Here is a 19,851-nt window from a genome sequence, read left to right as displayed (position 1 = left end):
CCTAAAAAATTTACTCAAATTAGAAAAGTTATAAAAATAGTAATAATTGTTATAGGGTGTGGCGTAAATTTCCCATTTCATCATTTAATGTGGACGAAAGCGTACAAAAGTTGTTACATTATAGGACAAAGTGGGAAATATCTATAACTATATGCATTAGTAAGTGCCTGGAAGACACATTTTTGCAGTTCAAAAAAATGTAACAAATTAAGGTTATAAAACCTGTTCCAGGAGAGCGTGGAGGCTATGGAAAGCGGTGTTACTTGGTTTTCTGACTTTCCGAGTTGTTTGCAGCATTCAAAAAGTTATAGCCCTTAAATCCCAAGCTTCTTCTTTAAAGTTGCAATTTCCAAAGGTTTGGGGAGCAGATCCAGAATGTGCAGGCTGGCTCTTGCTTTGTCAATATCACGCGTGTCAATGGTGGATGACAACATGAAAATCCGGATTTTTTCTTGCAGCAAAGGCGGTAGGCTGTCGAATTCCTCAATGAATTCAAAGCCGTTCATATCAGGCATTTGCAAGTCCAGCAGGATAACGCTTTCAGGTAAATTTGCGCCTTGGCTGACTAAATGTTTGAGTGCATCACGTGCTGAGTTGAATGTCTTCACCGAGTCTGTGATGCCGCTCTTTAGAAGGAGTTTTTCGTAAATGAATAGATCAAAAGCGCTATCATCTATTAAAAAGAAGTGTAGAAGTGGCTTCATAACTATTATTTATGAATGGAAGGGATGTTGACTTCGAAAATACTTCCTTCTCCTATCGACGACGAAACCTTGATTTGTCCCCCTAATTTGGCGATTGCTTCGTGAACAATGTACAAACCGATTCCCGATCCGCTGTTCGTTGCGCCGGCACGGTAAAACATTTTAAAGATCTTATCCTGATCCGAATCCTTGATTCCGGAACCATTGTCTTCCACAATGATCCTGGCCGCATCAGGCGTCGACTTAATGGTCAGATGGACAAATTGGTTTGGTTTCGTTTTGTCCTGAAACTTGATCGCGTTGTTGATCAGGTTATTAAAAATGATCCGCAATTTCATCACATCCGACTTGAAGACGCCCGCTTGATCAATGTCGGTGGTCATTTTCAAATTTCCATATTCGGGAAGATATTGAATGGTGGCCTGGACTTCCGTAACCAGTTCCTCAAAACTGATATCCGTAACCACCGGCACGCCACGTGCGTTTTTGTAATAGTCTATAATGTTGATAATGAATGTGTCCAGCTTTTTTACAGATTGCCGGATCAGTTCCAGATATTCATTCTGGGACTTGATATCATCTTCCAGCAAAGCCAGATTGACGATCCCAAGCACAGACATCAAGGGCGCGCGTAAGTCGTGTGAAGCGCTGTAAACGAATTTGTCCAGCTCCTCATTGGCCTTTTGCAGTTCTATATTGCGCTGTTGGAGGTCTTCCCGTGTTTTGTAAATGTCATAAGCATGTGAAATGGCGTTTTCCACATAATTGTAATCCCACGGTTTGTCGATAAACCTGAAAACTTCTCCTTTGTTAATGGCGTCAATGGCAGCGCTTATGTCTGTGTGTCCGGTGATTAATATGCGTATGGGTTTTGGGAACTTCGTTCTGATCTTTTCAAAAAATTGCACACCCGTCATGATCGGCATGCGCTGATCCGCGAGAATAATGCAAAAGTCATTTTTTTCAAGAATTTCTTCTGCTTCTACGACCGACGAGGTGACTGTAATGCTGTACTGCTTCCGGAAAGAAGCCTTGAAGGAGTGCAAATTATGCTCCTCATCGTCAATGTACAATATGGTTATGGGTTTTTCACTCATTGAAATCCTGGATAGGGCGAGGCTTTTGTTTTACCGGCAGTGTGATTAAAAATTCTGTTCCCTGGCCAACTTCGGTATTAACCTGGATATTGCCACTATGAACCTCGATTATTTTGAAGACAATGGACAGTCCGAGTCCGGTCCCGTCACCCACTTGTTTGGTGGTGAAAAAGGGTTCGAAGATCTTCGCACGAATCTCCGGCGTCATTCCAGGCCCGTTATCTTTGATGGAAATGGAAATGTTATCGGGATCGCGCAGCCACGACTTCACCCAGATTGTCGGCGTTTTATCCCCGGTCCTGTGCTTCAACAAGGCGTAAATCGAATTGTTAAGAATGTTCATAAAGACCTGGTTTATCTTGCCCGCGAAGCACTCAATACTCGGAATGTTGCCTAACTCCTTCACCAAACGGATCGAGTTGCCCATTTGGTAATTCAAAATAATGAGCGTTGATTCTATTCCTTCATTGATATTGACCACATTAAGGTCGGATTCATCGACGCGGGAAAATATTTTCAACCCTTTCACGATCTCAACGGTCCGGCTGGCGCCATCTTCCATGCCTTTCAGCAGCGTTCCCAACTCGGTTTTTATATAATCAAGATCCAGCTCTTCTTTTAGTTTGTCAATTTCCCTGATTTTCCCCTGAATGCCTTCAATGGAATCAATGGTCTCGATATCGTTATATGAATCCAGAATTTCAAGCACATCGTCAATGTCCCTGCGCAACGGTCTGATATTGGAGCTCACGAAGTTGATCGGATTATTGATCTCATGCGCAATGCCAGCCGTAAGCTGACCAAGCGACGCCATTTTTTCAGAATCGAGCAACTGCGTTTGCGTGTCTTTCAATTTGTTAAGCGTCACATTCAGTTCTGTATTTGCAAATTGCAATTCGGCCGTCCTTTCGTTGACACTTTTTTCCAGAAAGCTGTTTTGCTCCATGATGATCTTCTCATTTTCGAGCGAAATTCTAAGTGCCTGCGCCTGCGACTCTTCCCGGTCCCGCTTGAAAATGTTGATTTTGTCTGCCAATGCGATGGAAAGTAAAACCACTTCTGCAATAGAACCGAATTGCATTGTATAAGTTGTAAAAACATTATAAGGCAATATGTTGATATTACGCAAAACCAGTAAGAAAAGGCCTATCAGGAAAATTGTCCAGGCAGTCAGGAACAGTTTTGCAGGACGATAATTCTCTTTTGAAAGTTTTAATCCGATAATAAAAAGCCCGATTGCGCCAATTCCTCCTGAAACGTCCACCGCGCGAAAGCTCAGAAGCTCAAATCCCAACAAATTTAATATTCCCGTCGAAGAATAAAGGATAATGATAACATTTAGTATCATAATTCCGGGTGGCCACTTTTCATCCAGCTGCAAAAAGTTTTTCACAAACAGCATGGCAAAAATTCCGGCAAGCCCTGAAAAGTAAATTGTAGCAACCGAATTGAAACCAGGAGCAAACGGCCACATGTATTTGAATCCGTAACCCGAAAGTGCTGTCTGCGCTAACCCGACGAAAAACACGTAAAGCACATAAAAAAGGTAACTTTTATCGCCGGTCGAAAAGTAAATGAACATGTTGTAAAGCACCATCACAATAATGATCCCTGCAAAAATGCCATTGATCGTTTCACCAATTTGCGCCGATTCGAAAAAGTTTTCCTGGTCGCGAATGATCAACGGTAAAATGACCTGATTATAACCCTTAACCCTCAAATAATAATCTTTGTGATCGCCAGGCGTGATGTTGAGATTGAAAACGAGGTTCTGATGCTTGATAATCCGGTCGTCAAAATCGTCGGTTTCAAGATATTTTTCGGACTTGACATGAGAGCCGGTTATTTCGAAAAGCTCGCAGGTGTGAATGAGCGGATGCGCAAGTTCGAGGAAAAGTGCCGGACGGCGTGTTTTATTGACTATTGAAAAACGAACCCAGAATGTGGATTGACTTAGCCCCATATTGGGCGTGTCGTCCGTGCTTTGGACAAATCCTTTTTCTTTTCTAACCTCTTCAAAACTAAGCTTGTTGGTCCGGTCCTCGTAAATTTCAAGCTGCTTTCCAATGATCATGGAGCCATCGTGAAATTCCACAGGTTTGCCATAAACCAACTGTATGGAAAAAATCAGAATTGTAAAGAATCGCGTAAAAAACCTCATAGAGTCTGAATCTTCATGTCGAGATTATAATGTAATGCTATCTCACCCTTTGGGCCTTTTTCCACCGCATATTGAACCGGCTGTTCGCGCAAATCGAATATCCGATCGCGCTCTTCCTGATGTGCATTGGGCAATCCTTGCAAGTCGTCAACAATGATGGCAGTCGCGATAAGGCCTTCTTTGGGATAATAAAATGTTCCATTATTTCCCAGAACGCGGATGATATCAAACCCGATTCGCAGGCACTGTCTTAATGTCGGCGGCGAACATAGGGCGAGCAAACGATCTACACCTACCTGAGAAGTAATTGCAACGCCAATCCTACCCAAGAAGATGCTCCCGATGCCATAACCTGCTACTTCTTTGGAGTTAAACAGCCCACAGAACTCGGCAATTTTTTTATCTTTCAAATTGTCAACGTACCCGTAAATGCGCTCATCCTTCTTCGCAATGGCATCTTCCATAGGCAGTTTCATGACCTGGTTACGCACCTGAATGCGTCCGCCTCCATAGATTTTTTCGCCATCCTCCGACTCGACAATGATAACATAGGTGTTCTCATCATGCAACCAGTTGTGACTTGCGGAAGTAACTTGTTTTACGCCGTACGCCTCTAATACTTTTCGGTGTTCGTCGATATATCTGTAACTAGTCTCAACATCCTCCGGAGCCTTGTACGCCTTAATTTTTGCTACCATCAAATTTTGTCGTTTACAATAAACAGAGTTTCATTCAATGGAAGGCGTTTCGATTTCATTGCGAGCATTTCAGTTTTGTTGATTTTTAAGAGGAAGACTGCCTTTGTATTGTTATGCTGAGTTATAATTCGTTCAAAGTCAAGCTGTACGTTCGTTAATACTGCAATCTCCCGGTCATCCAGACCTTCACCAGTGGCGAGACGCTCGAAAAGCTGCAAAGGCGCATTCACCGGTTGCGCGGCCAAGCCAAGTTGCTCAACACGCAGCCAAAGCCTTTGTGCCGCCATTCCTCCTTTAAAATATGCTTCTTTTGAGCGCTCGACCGCCACCACCGCAATGCATGAAGCGTTTGTAACAGCTGCCTGCGTGGCTTCCGATAATGCATTTCCCCCACCGATCGCGCGCAGCGTTCGCGCAATTTTTTTATCTTTCAAAATGCTTAAAACCGCCATTTGCTGCGGCGAAGTGACAATCGATTGGATTGCATAGCCATCGCCAAACTCACTTTCTGTTCTGCCAGGCCAGCGCGTGTTTCGCTCGAAGAAATCGTGGTGGCCCGCATCATTCAATAAAAGCGTCAGCTCGCAGGCGCCAATAATGCTGCCCAATTGCGCCAGCTGATTTTTCCCCTGAATGAATGTGACGTGTGCTCCTTTAACATCCGCCACAGCATTTCGCATTGCATCCAGTTCCGATTGGTGTAATGTGTACAGAACGCCTGGATTGCGATTGGTAACGCGGGTTTCAATGTAATCGGCCAGTTCATTGGCCGAATCAGGAATGCTTCCTTTGTTTTGGACTAATTCTATTGAGGCAGTCAAATCAGTGGCGGACGCCAGCGGGAAAAACGTAGTTTGCGGCTCGTAGCCTAATTGTTTGGCCCTGAGACTGGCATTTTCCAGTGCAGCGCCAAGCGCGAGGTGAGCTGCTGTATTTTTATAGTTTGCAAAAGAATGCGAGCGGGCGGGATCGTGGAAGAGGTGAAGGCGGCCATTCCGGAAAACCCATTTCCAGGGCTGGTCGTTTCCGGCAGATGGGGCCAATGTCCCCGCATGCACGATTTGCTCAATTTCTTCATTTGATATTACTGCCGAAGATTGACTTCCGGGAAGTGAATCGACGATTTTTATGGCATTATCAAGATCAAAACCTTTGTCCGGTTTACTATAAACGGTTGATGCGGATTCTGCTGATTTGTTTGCGATAATGTTTTCAAGATCAACATAATAGCGTCCGGAATCCGTAAACTGATTGAGGAGAATGCGTCTGCACACATCCGTTACCACGCCTCCACCCAGCGTCACCGCACTTGCCAGCTGCGGCCACGTGCTGATCGACTGCCCGATTTCCAGAAGCGAAGCGCGTCCACGGCTGGATGTGTTCATGGCGTCAATGATGCGCATAACGAGTGGAAACCGGTCGGCGGGAGCAATGTTCCTAAGCTTTTCTTCTGGAATGCCTGCGAGTAATCCGTGTAAAATCGGCATCCCGGCGTCCAGATCAAACCTTTCCACATCCAGCATGCCCCGATCACTCGTTTCCATCACCACGGGAATGCCGAAGTGCCGCGCCTTTTCCCGACAGCTTATTTTAACTTCCAGATCATCGCATTCGTCAACCAAAATATCCAGTTTTCCATGCTCGGTCAAAAACCCTGTTATGTTGGTGTCCGTAATGCCTTCGGGATAGCATTCAATGTCCAGATAGGGATCAATTTCGGCGATTTCTCTAGCTGTAACAATGCATTTATTGATCCCCAGATTATGGAGTCCGGTCTTGATGCGGTTAAGGTTGCTCAGCTCTATCGTGTCGAAGTCAGCGAGCTTCAATGTGCCGCAAATGCGCTCAGTGGCCACACTTACAGCAACCGCGTGGCCGACAGACAGGCCTATAATTCCTATTTTTCTTTTGGATAAAAGATCTTGTTCCTGAGGAGTGATTTTGTAATGGTTTCGGCTGGTCCTGAGCGTGATGAAGTCAGCCTCGTTCAGAATGTGCAGGAGTCGGTTGGACCAGGGATAATAAATCCAGTTCCCTTCCAGATCAGTGTCTTTTTCTGCCGCCCATGCCGCGTATATTTCATCGATTTCGATGGGAGTAAGCCGTTTTCGCGGACTCCTAATCTTAATCAGCTCCTTCATCTGGGAAGCGAACAAGTCCAAGACGATTTTGTTCTGGTAATCGGCAATTACTGAGTTAAATTTTTGTTTGTCAGCGCTTTGCTCTTTGAAAATGAAAACCGGTTTATAAATCGTATTGTTTGATGAATCTGGATACATTTTTAAACAATTAGGAGGATGGTTCCCAGAAGAACTCATTAAAAATTTAAAATTCAACAAATTGTTTTGATCTTCGTATTAAATCCTGTGAACCGCCCGATAATATGCCAATCCATGCCGTGGGATAAATATTTTGATCAATTTTACACAATTTGCTTAAATTATTTTTGTAAAACTACCACTGCATCATCGCCACACAAAATATTTGATGGAATTGGATCAAATTTACCTGAGCGCTTGTCGTTTACGGAATTTCAAAAGTAAAATTGTAAAAAGCACTTGACGCTTTTGTGTTATTATAGAATTAATATTATAATATTATCAATTAGTTTAGCCTTTTCGCTCCAACTAACGAGTCAAATCACCTCCAAGAGTAAGTATTTTAAATGGAAACCAAAGAAAAGATCAGTGTACTTTATGTGGATGATGAAATTAATAACCTCAATTCATTTAAGGCCGCATTCAGAAGAGATTTTAATATACTGATCGCAACCTCCGGGCGTGAAGGTCTTGAATTGCTGAGACACAACGTTGTACACGTGATTATCACCGATCAGCGCATGCCTGAGATGACTGGTGTGGATTTCCTGATTGAAGTGCTGAAAGACTACGCTGACCCTGTTCGCATCCTCCTGACGGGTTACACAGATGTGTCCGCAGTGATTGACGCCGTCAATAAGGGGCACATTTACTATTATCTGAACAAGCCCTGGGACGAGGCCCAGCTGCGCATCATTATCAAAAACGCCCACGAAATATTTCATTTGCGCGAGCAAAACAAGGAGCTTATCGAGAAGTTGATTGAAGTAAACGGCCAGCTTGAATTTTTGCTGAGACAAAATCTGCTTTCCTAGGTTCTCGCATTGCGTCCGATTTCTCCAAAAAAGTGTGCTGGTATTCTTTTTGCTTTATCCCCATGTCTGCATCTTCGCAGGCTCGATAAACTGGATTAGTTATGAAAAAGATATTGGCAATTGGAGCAATTTCTGGCGTTGTGTTGTATGTTTTCTTCAACAAATTCTTCCGCGAAATGGAAGGAAAGTTTGCAGCTGAAAAAAAACAGCCTGAATTGGCCGGAAATAACAAAACAGAAGGGTATTTTTACCATCAGAGCGAATTGGCGTCTGAAAATACTGCCGCCGACATCGTTCCAAGTTTCAACAATTAAGGCTCGGAGCGCCGGGCAAATCCAGTGTAATTCCCCGGCATAATGTTGCGAACAATTTACCTCAAAAGCTTATTCTTGATTCTGACAGGATTGTTCGTATCGTGTGGAGAGGGAACTATACCCCCTCCACCACCCAAGCCTATTGAACAGCCCGGCGGAGAACCCGATCCCACAGACACCACGGGGAACACCATTGACACCACCACGAATCCCAAGCCCGATACAATCATCATTGACACGCTGAAACCCAGGAACAGCAACCGCTTTTTAGCATTGTCCAAGGGTTTTGGCGCAACAAACATTTATAGCGAAGCCCAGCTTTCGAACAAAACCGGCATTTACACCAAGGCCCGTGACTATATTGGGCGTGCAGTAAATTTAGATTATTCGTTTATAGCGCCTGCCAATGACACGTTGCAATACAGGCCATTTGTGCTCATGGTTCATGAAGGCGCATTTCTTTTTGGTGAATTGGGTAATGAATTGGGCAAAGCGAGGTGGCTCGCGCGAAAGGGTTACGCCACTGCGTCTATTAATTATCGTTTGGGTTTTAATGGTGGTTCGCAAGCCAATTCCTGTGGCGGCAATAATCTCGAAGTGATCCAGGCCATTTACCGCGGCGTGCAGGACACTTACACAGCGCTCCATTACTTTGCGGACAAATCGGAGACATTTGGGATTGATCCGGGTCAGATGATTCTGGCCGGGAGCAGTGCCGGGGCCATCATTATTTCGGCCCTTGTTTATATGGATGAGTCGGACTTTGAAGCATTGCAGCCCGGGATTGTGAAAACGCTCGGGCCATTGGACCCGGTAAAAACCGGAACTGAATTTCGCGTGAGAGCTTTGCTTTCCTATTTGGGATATGCAATTTTTAAAACCAGTTATATCAGAAATTCGAATGCAAAACCAACCGTTTTCTTTCAAAGGACGGGTGACACGGTGCTCCCTTATCAGCAGGGAAATCTGTTTTCATGCGGATCGTATTTTTGGATGCAAGGCGCAAAACCGGCTTCGGATCGGCTGAAAACACTTGGAAAGCCTTTTGAGCTGAATTACCAGCCCGAAAAAGGGCATATTTTGTCCTACACAGAAGAACATGTCGCAAATCGTTACGCGCAGTTTATGAAGCGTTTTTGGTCGGATAACCGGCGACAGATAACGATTGAAAACTTCAAAACACTGGAAGACATTCAACTTCCCTAACTTATCTTCCCTTCATAAAAGGCAACATTCGTTTCAGATAAGTGGATAATCTCAATTCCAGAAATTCATAAGACAAATAGGAGGCAACCATTGTCATAAACAGTGCAAGGAAGAACATGGACGTTCCGGTGCTATAAACCGGGTAACCCAATCTTTTGAAAACATGCCCCAGAATGACCACAACGGGCACATGCACAAGATAAACCGAAAACGACATATCCCCGATTTTAACCAGCCAGTTGGGGAAAGCGATGCTCCGTTGCGAAGTGTAAAATATAAAGGATAGAAAAAGCAAACTCGATCCGAAACCCCATTGCAACGGCCCCAACCCACCAAAAAATCCTGACCAATATTGCCACAAAGCCAGGGAAATAAACATAAATACAAGCCACACCCTGGAAAACAAAGAAGCGAAAAAAGGAAACAGCTTTTCGTTGGTGTAAATGAGGCCAATGATAACTCCATAGACGAAATTCCAGATAATGGGATTCATGACCATGTTCAAATAACCATTGCCAGAATCATAGGTTCGCTGCGCTTCCAGTGTAATGAAACCCATTGTGTGGGGCATTATGACGAGCGTAATGATGATGATAATGAAGAAAACGACCCACCGATATTTTGAAAAGAACATTGAAATGGCCACCAATGCATAAAAGTAGATTTCGTAATTCAATGTCCAGCCGACTGGCAAAAACGCGTAACCGTAGAAAGGTGGATCTGTGTGCGTGACTGGAATGAATAAAAGACTCAGAATCACATCCTTGAATGCACCGGCTTGGAGCCCGATCCTGCTTTGGAATAAAAAATAAACCAATGTGATGACAGCATAAGTGGGCCAGATCCTGACAAAACGGCGGGCGATAAATTTGTAAACAGCCAGTCCGGAGAATGTTGTCTGCTTGGTAATGTACACCATAATGAATCCGCTAATGACGAAGAAAAGCGCAACTCCCGACGGGCCGGAATTGAAAAAATAATCCAGCTCCTGCTTGAATGGCTCACCCTTTTTGATGACATCTTTGAGGTGATAAATGGTGACTGTCAGCGCTGCGGCAGCCCTGAGAACCTGAATGCTATTTATTTTCGACTCGAAGGGATTGCTGACCGGCTTGATCTCCTGATTCATTCTTTTTAACAATATTTTACGTGACCGGCCGAAACCGGGGCTGTAAAGTAAATCAAAGTTTGGCTTATGTAGCAATTTACCATCAGCCACATGTTATTTTCGAATCAAAGGACTGCGCCCTGTCAAACGGCACAATTTTTAAGGCTTTGACTAAACGTATATCGTAACAAGTAAATCAGTCACATATGGATCGCGTGCTAACCGTAAAAGAACAGATAGAAATTGAAGCTCCAATGAGCAAAGTTTGGGAAGTTTTGATTGCACCAAAATACGTGCGGCAATGGGACGATCTTCCCGAAGGCTTTGGCGATTATTATCTGGAACTAGGGAGAGTGATCGAATGGTCGGGGCGGTCGCGCATTACTGTGGTGGAATGCGAGCCAAATGAAACCTTGAAGCTGTCGCTATATGCCGAAAAGTGGGAATTGCCGCCTGCATCCTATGACATTGCCTACACATATAAACTTTCGGAATCCGGCGCAGGCGTCGTTCTTGAACTGGAAATCGGGGATTTTGCATCGCTGCCCGATGGCGAGGATTATTATAACGCGTCACTGGAATTTGCAGCAACTGCATTGGAAAAAATCAAAAATCTGTCCGAAAACAGACTTTGATTGGGGCTGTGAGTATATTTGTAATGATCACCGCCGAATCCTATGCAACCGACCACAAAACTATATTATGACACCAACGAAGTAGCCGAACTGGTTGGCTGCGAGCCGTCTGCTCTACGCTTTTGGGAGAAGAAGTTTCCTCAGCTTAACCCGAAGCGCGACGCGCGGAACCGAAGGCGTTATACAGAAAGGGACATTGAAATCATTCGCAAGATCATGCATCAGCGCGACAAGCAGGGGCGCACGATCAAAGGCGCGCGCGAGCAAATGCGAAGAAAAGAAGAGGCGCAACTGTTGATCCAAAGGCTTATGCGCGTTCGCAAATTCCTCGAAGAATTGCAGGAAAAGCTCTGATCGGTGCTCATCATTATTTAAATGTCCTTTCCAATGCGGTCCATCTTTTTGTTATTCTTAATAGCTTCGCTTCCAAGTTTTGAGCAAAAGTTTCAATCGGCTGAAATCCGCAAGCACATTGCATTTTTGGCTTCTGATGAGATGGAAGGGCGCGGCACAGGAAGTCTGGGTGAGATCCGATCGGCAAATTACATTGCTGATATTTTTGGAACACTGGGTTTGAAGCCTGCGGGAACTGACGGCAGTTTTTTCCAGCCATTCCAGGTCAAATATTCGATAGAAGGAAACTTGCACGAGCTGACAGGCAGGAATGTTGTTGGATTTTTAAACAATAATGCAAAGAAGACGATTGTCGTCGGCGCGCATTATGACCATCTTGGAAAAGGTTTTCAGGGGAGTTCGCTTTCGCCGGACAGTAAGAATAAGCTCCATAATGGCGCGGACGACAATGCTTCCGGAACGTCTGGTGTGATGGAATTGGCCAAATATTTCAGCAGCAATAACATTAAAGAAAAGCACAATTATCTCTTCATTGCGTTCTCAGGCGAAGAGCTCGGACTGCTGGGTTCGAAATATTTTACAGAAAATCCGACCATTCCGCTTGCGTCCATCAGCTGCATGGTAAATATGGATATGATCGGCAGGTTAAGCGATGAAAAGGGCGTGATCGTTTCGGGGTGGGGGACAAGCGCTGTTTGGGGAAAGCTCATTCCGGAACTTGCTAAAAGCCAGGGACTGAAAGTTACGGTTGATTCATCGGGCGTCGGTGCGTCGGACCACACATCTTTTTATCTCAAAAACATTCCTGTTGTGCAGTTTTTTACGGGTGTGCACGGCGATTATCACAAGATCAGCGATGACGTGGAGAACATTAACTCTGCGGGCGAAGCAAAAATTCTCACAGTCGTCTCCGGGTTGCTCGAAAATCTGGACAGAGAAACGGTCGACCCGCAATTTGTAACCGCTGACAATCCGCATTCGGGCAACAGCACAGCTGATTTTAAAGTCACATTGGGAGTCATGCCTGATTACAGTTATTCGGGAAAAGGCCTCAAAATCGATGGCGTTTCCAAAGCTCGCCCAGCCGAAAAAGCGGGCATTCAGGCGGGAGACATCATTAAAAAACTGGCTGGAAAAGAAATTACTTCCATATATGATTACATGGAAGTGCTCGGCGAGCATGAAAAAGGCGAAAAAGTAGAAGCTGAATTCTTACGTGGCGCTGAAACCAAAAAGGTAACAGTAACATTCTGACTTATTGAATCGCGCCGCGTTTGCCAAGTTCAATGGCTTCCATCTGACTGATCAGTCCTTCGTGCAGATTAAACCGCAGCAATGTCCGGAATTTGTGAAAACCTTCCCGCCCGGCGGCGCCCGGATTAATGTAAAGCATATTATTAAGCTCCTTATCCCGGATCACCCGAAGAATGTGTGAATGTCCGCACACGAAAATATCAGGCGTTGCGGATTTTAGTTGCGGCATCACCTGCGGATTGTAACGCGGGGGCGCTCCCCCAATGTGCGTGATCCATACACGAAATCCTTCCAGGTCAAAATGCAGGTTTTCAACCGTTCGGGCACGGATCTCATTGTTATCAATGTTCCCAAAAACGATTCGGCATGGCTTGAAAGCCTCTAATTGGTCTATAATCTTTGTAGAACCGATATCACCGGCGTGCCAGATTTCATCGCAATTTGCGAAGTGTTCGAACACGCGTTCATCCAGGTAACCGTGTGTGTCTGATATCAATCCAATTGTTTTCATCCGCTATCGAGGTCGTGTCTGATCTGTTTTGTAACCGCAAAATAAATTAATTTTATTTTTCTTGTTAATTAAAGTAACTTATATATAACGTTTTTATATATTAGGGATGGGTTTCTTAATTTAAGTTAATTTTTTGTTACTATCGTCAAAATCGGGCTGTAAACTAATTTTGTAGTTGTAAAGTTGCATCAGTTTGTCTATAATTGCGTAAAGTAGTATATCAGTTACATCCTTCGAGTAATCTAACCACCATCAGCCTTGAAAAAAATCCTACTTCTGTTCTTTTTATGCCCCTTTGTAACGGTCGCCCAGGCGCAGACCGGCGGGCGATTTACGCTTAAAGGAGTAGTTACAGACACTTCCGGGGCGGCCTTGCCCGAAGCCACGGTCATGTTGCTGCTGCCCAAGGACTCTTCGCTGGTGAACTTTGGCAGAACCAACAAAGAAGGCGCATTTGAGTTGAAAAACCTGAAACGGACGCAGTATATTTTCAAGGTGTCTTATGTCGGCTTTGTGCCTTATCAGGAGAATGTTAACCCAAAAGACGGCGATGTGACGGACCTGGGCAGAATGAAAATGAAGGTGTTACAAAAGGAGTTGTACGAAGTCGTAATCAAAACCGCGAGGGCGCCGTTGAGCATTAGGGGCGATACGGTGGAGTTTGATGCGCGTGCATTTAAAGTGCCGCCAGGATCAACAGTCGAAGATCTGCTCCGCAAACTCCCGGGAATGCAAGTGGATGCGGATGGAAACATCAAGGCACAAGGCGAAGAAGTCAAACGTGTAACGGTCGACGGTAAGCGGTTTTTTGGCGACGACCCCAAAATGGCAACCAAAAACCTTCCTGCCGAGGCAATCAACAAAGTGCAGGTTTTCAATGGTAAAACGGAACAGTCGAAAGTTACGGGTGTTGACGATGGCAAGCGGGAGAAAACGGTCAACCTGGAACTGAAAGACAGCCATAAAAAAGGTGGTTTTGGGAAAGCGACCGCGGGCGTAGGAACGGACAAGCGATTGGAAGGAAAAGTAAATTACAATCGGTTCGACGACAAGCAGCAATTTGCCATTCTGGGCTTTGGAAACAACACAAACCAGTCGGGCATCGCGCGGAACGATTATCAGGATTTCAAAGGGAGCCAATCTTTTAACTGGGGCGACGATGGGGATTTTGGATTCAATAGCGGCCGTTATTATGGTGGGGATGATATCACGATCCAGCCTTCCTGGAACGGCGGCGGCTCCGAAGGCTTTACCAAAAACTTCGCAGGCGGCGCAAACTATAACTATGACAACAAGAAAACGAAACTGAGCACGAGCTATTTTTACAATCAGACAAAGGCCATCAATGATGTGCAGGCACGGACGGAGAACTTCCTGACGAATGATTCTTACAGTTCGCTGGATAACTCGAAGTCAATCGGCTTCACGGGCAATCACCGACCAAGCCTTCGGTTTGAAAAGAACCTTGATTCGCTCAATACACTTGTTCTGATTAGCAATTCGCGGATCAATTCGGGAGATGAGGATTATGACAGCTTTCAGCGATCGTTCCTGAATGAGGGAGTTGTGACCAACCAATCGACGGTTGATAATAAGAGCGAATACAATTCCTTCGCAATGGCTAACCTGCTTTTGTACAGACACAAGTTCAAGAAAAAGGGAAGGAACTTTGCAGCGAGCGTCGCTTACAACATTAACAATGCTGACGAAGACAAACGCCTGAATTCGATGAATATATTCTTTCAGGATTCGACAAGAAACAGCTCCATTAACCAGCTGAATCAAACAGAAAGCACCCGCGGCAATTTCAAAGGCAGTTTGTCTTACATTGAGCCTTTTGCCAAGAAATTCACCTGGGAGACATTCTTCAATTACAGCATGCGGAAGGACAAAGTTGACCGCGACGTGTTCGATGTCAGCGGAACGGAGCGCGAAGTCAATCAATTTCTGACACGCTATTATTCCAACGATTTCACCTACAACCGTGTGGGCACAAGTCTTCGTTATTCTAACAAAGGTTTCAATTTCGCTGCGGGACTTGCCGGTGTCCAGTTTGAATTGCGAGGGAAATTTGCTTCCGATAAAAATGCAACGAATTTTACGCGTGTTGACAAGAGCTATTTCACACTCGTGCCCAACGTTTCTTTAAATTATGACCTCAAAAACAACCGCTATCTTTACGCAGAATATGGCCTGAATGTTCGTGAGCCGTCGGTTACAGATCTGCAACCGATTGTAGACAACAGCAATCCGCTCTATATCACCGAAGGAAATCCGGACCTGATCCCGTCCTCATCGCACAGCGTTTATGCCGGTTATAACATGTTCAATCCAGCCAGCTTTACCAATCTTTACATTGGCCTTTCCTACAATTACAATGTAAACCAGATCGTTTACAACAGAACAGTGAATGTAGAAAACCTGATCACGACCACCAAGCCGATCAACATTACAGGAGGAAACAGTTACGGGACTTACGCAGGATTTGGATTTCCTTTGAAGAAGACAAAAGCGACGCTGAATCTTAACACAAATGTCAATTTTGACAACAACCTGACTTACATCAATGGTGTTAAAAATGAGACGAATACAGACAGCTACAATTTCGGCACACGCCTCGATCTGACGCCTAGCGATGCTTTTACATTTTACGGTAATGCCAACTGGGGTATCAGCGAGTCGAAATATTCGATCAACACCAATCAAAACCAGAAGATCTTCAACGCGACTTATGGGGCTGATGTGAATGCAAAAGGGCCGAAGGACATTTATTTCAATGCGCGGTTCAATTACAGGATTTATAAAAATGACCAGTTCGGCTTCGATCAAAAATTGCCGATCCTGAACTTATCGGTTTACAAGATCATGCTGAAAAGTAAAAAAGGAGAGATACGACTTACGGCCAACGACGTGTTCAAGCGAAATCAGGGCATTACGCAGAATGTCAACCAAAACTATTACACAGAGCGCCGTGTGAGGACATTGTCAAGATATTTTATGCTGAGCTTTACATATAATATGCGTGGTGTAACCGCTTCTGTCAGACGGAACAACAACTTTTAAACACTGAAATTTAAACCTATGAAATCGATTTCGTTAATTATGTTGTTGCTGTTTTCTCTCGCTGCTGCGGCCCAGAAAATGGAGGGAGAGATCACATATGATCGCGTTTTCCACTGGACCCGAGTTTATTCCCGGTTGAGTTACATGAGCCAGGAAGAAAAAGACAGGTTAAAACTTACTTGGGGCAATGACGATGAATCCAAGCAGGAAATGACAATGATATTCAATGACAAGCAAAGCTATTACAGTTATCCGAAGGTCGATGAATTGTCCGAAGGCGGTTATTCTTGGCGGAAAGGAGAGTTTAAAATTTACCGTGATTATGAGAATAGCAAAATGACCGACATCATTGAAATGCTAGGCAAAACTTACATTGTTGAAGACTCAATCCAGGCCCCGAACTGGAAAGTGATGAATAAAATTAAAGAAGTGGCGGGTTATATGTGCATGATGGCTGTGACAGAGGACACGATCAAAAATCAAAAGATTACAGCTTGGTTTGCAGACAATATACCGGTTTCCGGAGGGCCACAAATGTATGGTGGTCTACCCGGAATGATCCTCGAGCTGGATGTGAATGACGGCGATATTGTAACCACAGCCAAAGAGGTGAAATTAAGACCGGTGACAGGTGAAGAGCTGGCACTGCCCAAAAAGCTCAAAGGGAAGAAGATCAATGCGGCCAAATATGTGGAGTTAACAAGTAATCACATTAAGGACAGCATCAAGGCGCATCGTAATCCCTATTATGCAATCCCCTATTGATTTTTATTAGAAATCTGCAAATTTATTATAAAAGGAAAGATTGTCTCGGCGATCTTTCCTTTTTTCGTACATTTGCGACTTCATTGAGCCTGTGAGTTGCAAGTGGTTGGCTCGATATTTATGTATTATTACTCACTTACCTATTTTTATACTTAACACTGTTGATCTAATTAACCACCCTTTATTATGAAACAAACGCTTTTAGCCGTTGCTATGCTCTTTATTCTTGGCGCTTGTGCGGGCAAGAAAAAATTGCTTACTGCGCAAAAACAAGCCAGCGAAATCCAGATTCAATTGGACAAAGCGAGAGCCGACCTGAACGATTGCGATAGCAGAACTGCCGGACTTAACAATGATTTGAAGGCTAAAAACGATGAGCTAACCAGCAAAAATGCAAAATTGAAAGAGCTGGAAGAACAAGTTGAATTCCTTAAGAAAAACAACAATAATTTGCTTGACCGCATGTCTGATCTTTCGGTTATCAGCAAAGAAGGTTCTGAAAGCATTAAAAAATCGTTGGCAATGATGGATGCGCAAGGCATGCAGATCCGCGATTTGAATTCAAGCATTCAGAAAAAGGATTCTTTGAACATGGCGCTTGTGCTAAACCTGAAACGTTCGTTGGCAGATGTTAGCGATGAAGATGTTCAGATTGAAGTGAAGAAAGGCGTTGTTTATGTGTCACTTTCTGACAAAATGCTTTTCAAATCTGGAAGCTCGGTTATCAATACACAGGCTGAGTCGGTGTTGAGCAAAGTTGCCAAGATTCTGAACGACTACAAAGAAATTGAAATCCTGATCGAAGGCCACACGGATAATGTGCCTATCGCAACGGACAAAGTTTCTGATAACTGGGATTTGAGCGTTTTGCGCGCGACTTCGGTTGCGAGAACATTGCAGAAGAAATATGGTGTTGAACCAGTTCGAATGATTGCTGGTGGCCGTGGCGAATATTTACCCAAAGTGGCAAATGATTCGGCGCCAAACCGTAGCTTGAACCGTCGTACGGAGATTATCATCACACCTAAGTTGGATCAGTTCTTCAACCTTTACACGCCAAATGCTGGCAAGTAATCGTTTAGTAAGCATAAATTGAGGAAAGCCCGTCGGAAACGATGGGCTTCTTTTTGTTCACTCATTAAAACACGCATTCATGTCTGAGCAAGTTCCAAATAAGGAAACTATCGAGAAAGCGCATCAGCTTGTGGCTCCTTACATTCATCACACGCCCGTTTTAACTTCCAGCTTCTTGAATGACTTGTGCGACGCGCAGATATTTTTCAAATGCGAAAACCTGCAAAAGATAGGCGCATTTAAAGCGCGGGGCGGATTGAATGCAATCCTGTCTTTGTCAGAAGATCAGTTTGAAAACGGCGTAACGACACATTCAAGCGGAAACCATGCGCAGGCCATTGCCTTTGCTGCCGCGAAAGTGGGAGCAAAGGCTTATATTGTAATGCCCGATAATTCGCCATTGGTCAAAATACGCGCTGTGGAAGGTTACGGCGGGCAAATCACTTTTTGTAAAAACACGCCCGAAGAACGTGAAAGCACGGTTCAGGAGATAATCGGGAAAACCGGTGCAACCTTTATCCATCCTTTCAACAACTACGAAGTGATCGCCGGACAAGCGACTGCTGCAAAAGAATTGATTGAAGATGTGGACCATGAGCTCGATATGATTTTTGCTCCAGTGGGAGGAGGCGGGCTGCTGAGCGGGACGGCATTAACAGCCCATTATTTTTCGCCAGCCACAAAGGTGTATGCGGGCGAACCGGAAGGCGCAGCAGATGCAGTGCTCTCTTTCAGAAGTGATAAAATTGAAAAAGCGCCTTATGTCAAAACCATTGCCGACGGCTTGCTGACTTATTTAGGCGACAAAACCTTTCCAATTATTAAGCAGCATGTGACGGATATTCTGACAGTTTCCGATGAGGAAATTGTCCAGGCAATGCGCTTTTTGTGGGAACGCATGAAGCTTGTTGTGGAGCCTTCGGGTGCTGTTTCGTTAGCGGCTTTTATCAAAAATAAGGACCAGTTTAGCGGCAAAAAAGTCGGTGTGATTCTGACCGGAGGAAATGTAGATCTTGGGAAATTGCCGTTTTGAGTATATTTCAGTGGTTTTTCAGGAAAACAAGAATTTAATTGTTGCCAAATATGCGGTTAACATTGCATTGCCGTTATTAGTAGAAATGCCGCACGCCGGTGAATTAATGTTGAATGTTATTTACTCTTAAAGTTAAAGTATGAAAAAGCTGATTTTTTGCGCCCTTGTTATTTTTATGGGAGCCTGCAAGGATAAAGACGATGATGTAGCACCAGAAGTTGACTATGCACCGGAATATGTCGGAGCTTATGCCACGACGACAATCAACGGACCAACAACTGTTAATGAAGATTGGACGATTACGGTTCTTGGCAAAAACAAACTTGCTATTGCTTACATCAGAACCATAAAAATTGCAATCGCCGGAACATCGGTGACTGTTGTTCAGGAATATCCATTGTCTGACGTGCATTCTGACAAAGACGGTTTTACGATCAACGAAACGGTCAATGTTAAACAGAGCACTGGAGAGCCACTTAAACACAAAGTGGAAGGTGTTGCGACAAGGGTTGCAGGTGCCAGTGGCGTTGCTCAGCTGAATATTAATTTGAAAATAGCCGATCCATCAAACGGAAAAGCCTCTTACGAAGGATATCTCGAATTCAAGAAGAAGTAAGTTTTTGAACGCGAATGAAAAAAGCGATTGGTTTTGGACTGAACCCCAAAAGTTGGACGAGTTTAAGAATTAACGATTAGTGTGATGAGCTCGGTATTGTACCGGGCTCATTCCGTTTAAATTCA

At 44.3% G+C, this 19,851-nt stretch carries 18 protein-coding genes; 11 read left to right on the top strand and 7 right to left on the bottom strand.

Features of this window, described 5'->3' with window-relative positions:
• Positions 1-314: 314 nt before the first annotated feature.
• Genes LZG73_RS00090 through LZG73_RS00070 form a run of 5 tightly spaced genes read right to left on the bottom strand, consistent with a single transcriptional unit; the run spans position 315 to position 6,939 of the window.
• Positions 315-704, bottom strand: a complete 390-nt coding sequence (locus tag LZG73_RS00090; protein WP_233845452.1) for a response regulator — start codon at positions 702-704, stop codon at positions 315-317.
• A 5-nt stretch (positions 705-709) separates the two neighbouring features.
• A complete protein-coding gene (locus LZG73_RS00085; protein ID WP_233845451.1) occupies positions 710-1,801 on the bottom strand; it encodes a hybrid sensor histidine kinase/response regulator in 1,092 nt (363 codons plus the stop codon).
• Positions 1,794-3,962 (bottom strand): 7TM diverse intracellular signaling domain-containing protein, encoded by a 2,169-nt coding sequence (locus LZG73_RS00080; protein WP_233845450.1) that lies wholly within the window; start codon positions 3,960-3,962, stop codon positions 1,794-1,796. The genes LZG73_RS00085 and LZG73_RS00080 overlap by 8 nt, the downstream gene beginning before the upstream one ends.
• The gene (locus tag LZG73_RS00075; protein ID WP_233845449.1) at positions 3,959-4,660 is read right to left on the bottom strand and encodes a hypothetical protein; all 702 of its coding nucleotides are present in this window, start codon (positions 4,658-4,660) and stop codon (positions 3,959-3,961) included. Before LZG73_RS00075 ends, LZG73_RS00080 begins: the two co-directional genes overlap by 4 nt.
• On the bottom strand, positions 4,660-6,939 hold the full coding sequence (locus LZG73_RS00070) for an Rv1355c family protein (protein WP_233845448.1): 2,280 nt from the start codon (positions 6,937-6,939) through the stop codon (positions 4,660-4,662). Before LZG73_RS00070 ends, LZG73_RS00075 begins: the two co-directional genes overlap by 1 nt.
• A gap of 386 nt (positions 6,940-7,325) precedes the next feature.
• Between LZG73_RS00070 and LZG73_RS00065 the strand changes: the two genes are divergently transcribed.
• From LZG73_RS00065 to LZG73_RS00055, 3 genes are all read left to right on the top strand, one after another.
• Positions 7,326-7,793, top strand: coding sequence for a response regulator (locus tag LZG73_RS00065; protein WP_233845447.1), 468 nt, complete (start codon positions 7,326-7,328; stop codon positions 7,791-7,793).
• 101 nt (positions 7,794-7,894) lie between these two features.
• Positions 7,895-8,107: a hypothetical protein gene (locus LZG73_RS00060; RefSeq protein ID WP_233845446.1), complete on the top strand. Its 213-nt coding sequence runs from the start codon at positions 7,895-7,897 to the stop codon at positions 8,105-8,107.
• A gap of 42 nt (positions 8,108-8,149) precedes the next feature.
• Entirely contained in the window at positions 8,150-9,313 is a 1,164-nt protein-coding gene (locus LZG73_RS00055; RefSeq protein WP_233845445.1) for an alpha/beta hydrolase, read from the top strand.
• A 1-nt stretch (position 9,314) separates the two neighbouring features.
• Here LZG73_RS00055 and LZG73_RS00050 read toward each other — a convergent pair whose 3' ends face one another.
• Positions 9,315-10,442 carry an acyltransferase gene (locus tag LZG73_RS00050; protein ID WP_233845444.1) on the bottom strand — a complete coding sequence of 376 codons (1,128 nt, stop codon included), beginning with the start codon at positions 10,440-10,442 and terminating at the stop codon, positions 9,315-9,317.
• 185 nt (positions 10,443-10,627) lie between these two features.
• Between LZG73_RS00050 and LZG73_RS00045 the strand changes: the two genes are divergently transcribed.
• Genes LZG73_RS00045 through LZG73_RS00035 form a run of 3 tightly spaced genes read left to right on the top strand, consistent with a single transcriptional unit; the run spans position 10,628 to position 12,664 of the window.
• A complete protein-coding gene (locus tag LZG73_RS00045; protein WP_233845443.1) occupies positions 10,628-11,056 on the top strand; it encodes an SRPBCC domain-containing protein in 429 nt (142 codons plus the stop codon).
• A 42-nt stretch (positions 11,057-11,098) separates the two neighbouring features.
• Complete coding sequence (locus tag LZG73_RS00040) at positions 11,099-11,410, top strand: MerR family transcriptional regulator (RefSeq protein WP_233845442.1); 312 nt, start codon at positions 11,099-11,101, stop codon at positions 11,408-11,410.
• A 33-nt stretch (positions 11,411-11,443) separates the two neighbouring features.
• Entirely contained in the window at positions 11,444-12,664 is a 1,221-nt protein-coding gene (locus tag LZG73_RS00035) for a M20/M25/M40 family metallo-hydrolase (RefSeq protein WP_233845441.1), read from the top strand.
• A 1-nt stretch (position 12,665) separates the two neighbouring features.
• Here LZG73_RS00035 and LZG73_RS00030 read toward each other — a convergent pair whose 3' ends face one another.
• Complete coding sequence (locus LZG73_RS00030; protein WP_233845440.1) at positions 12,666-13,175, bottom strand: metallophosphoesterase; 510 nt, start codon at positions 13,173-13,175, stop codon at positions 12,666-12,668.
• Positions 13,176-13,433: 258 nt separating this feature from the next.
• Here LZG73_RS00030 and LZG73_RS00025 point away from each other — a divergent pair, with 258 nt between their 5' ends.
• The 5 genes from LZG73_RS00025 (at position 13,434) to LZG73_RS00005 (ending at position 19,726) form a co-directional block, all read left to right on the top strand.
• Positions 13,434-16,238 (top strand): outer membrane beta-barrel family protein, encoded by a 2,805-nt coding sequence (locus LZG73_RS00025; RefSeq protein ID WP_233845439.1) that lies wholly within the window; start codon positions 13,434-13,436, stop codon positions 16,236-16,238.
• A gap of 18 nt (positions 16,239-16,256) precedes the next feature.
• Positions 16,257-17,003 (top strand): GLPGLI family protein, encoded by a 747-nt coding sequence (locus LZG73_RS00020; protein ID WP_233845438.1) that lies wholly within the window; start codon positions 16,257-16,259, stop codon positions 17,001-17,003.
• 186 nt (positions 17,004-17,189) lie between these two features.
• The gene (locus LZG73_RS00015) at positions 17,190-18,077 is read left to right on the top strand and encodes an OmpA family protein (protein ID WP_233845437.1); all 888 of its coding nucleotides are present in this window, start codon (positions 17,190-17,192) and stop codon (positions 18,075-18,077) included.
• 79 nt (positions 18,078-18,156) lie between these two features.
• The gene (locus tag LZG73_RS00010) at positions 18,157-19,110 is read left to right on the top strand and encodes a threonine/serine dehydratase (RefSeq protein ID WP_233845436.1); all 954 of its coding nucleotides are present in this window, start codon (positions 18,157-18,159) and stop codon (positions 19,108-19,110) included.
• Positions 19,111-19,249: 139 nt separating this feature from the next.
• Complete coding sequence (locus tag LZG73_RS00005) at positions 19,250-19,726, top strand: hypothetical protein (RefSeq protein WP_233845435.1); 477 nt, start codon at positions 19,250-19,252, stop codon at positions 19,724-19,726.
• The last annotated feature ends 125 nt before the right edge of the window (positions 19,727-19,851 follow it).

It is taken from the genome of Dyadobacter sp. CY326, from assembly GCF_021390515.1.
Classification (GTDB): domain Bacteria; phylum Bacteroidota; class Bacteroidia; order Cytophagales; family Spirosomataceae; genus Dyadobacter.
Note: the sequence above shows the minus strand (reverse complement) of the source record. Positions and strands in the feature narration are given on the sequence as shown.